Here is an 872-nt window from a genome sequence, read left to right as displayed (position 1 = left end):
GCGCGTGAAAACGTCTTCCGCGCCCTCAAGCGCTGGCGCGGAATCGCTACGCGCTACGCAAAGCTCACCGCTTCCTTCATCGCCGCTATTCATGTCAGGTGTTTATTCCTCTACCTTCCAGTCCACACTACCTAGGTTGCTGACCCAAATGGTGGCTTCTTTTTCAAGTTCCTTTTCTTCTTTGGATAGTTTTACTTTTGTTTCGGGATTTATACGCCATGCGTGGTGGGCTTCGTCGTTGATTACCAGAATATTCTGAGCATTGGCGATAGTGCCCAAGACTTCACGAGCATAGGCTGCATTGCTTTTTACTCCCCGTTTGTCTACGCCTCGTTTTTTCTGTATATCGGTTTCGGTATCCCACAACAAAGATTGCCAGTTATTGATTATTATTTTCCCCTGGTGTAGTTTATCTTTTAAGGAAAAGGGAACTACATTAAAAGAGGTATAGAAATTATCTGTACCCCCGGTTAACAGCACCTGAAGGCGGCTTTTTACGGTTAAGCCGGGTGCAACGATAAAGACATTTTTGGAAAACCGTTTGTCATGTGGATAGGCTGCTTTGTTGCAAACTTGCCACGCTATAAGCATGTCCATTACGGTAGTTTTGCCGCCACCGGTACAAAGTTTTGTACAAATACGCTTAAACTTTCCGCCGTCCCCTTCTAAGTCTATGCCGGTCATTTCGGAAGCGGGGGCTTCGGTAAACCATATCAGCGTTTCTATGGCGTCCATTTGGCAGAAAAAGAATTGATATTGCCGTTCGCTGGGGTCGTTCCAATGGTCAAGAAGTTTTTTTGTTATGCCTGTTACACCGGGATACTTGTTTTCACGCCATGACTTCACCCGGTCCCGGATTTTATTGACCAACG

General features: G+C 46.1%; 1 protein-coding gene. It reads right to left on the bottom strand.

Annotated features, from left to right (window positions below):
• Positions 1 to 102 precede the first annotated feature (102 nt).
• Positions 103 to 872: DEAD/DEAH box helicase family protein (locus tag AWU74_RS06365; protein WP_187150901.1), on the bottom strand; the 770-nt coding region annotated here is incomplete at its 5' end.

It is taken from the genome of Treponema endosymbiont of Eucomonympha sp., assembly GCF_001028545.1.
Note: the sequence above shows the minus strand (reverse complement) of the source record. Positions and strands in the feature narration are given on the sequence as shown.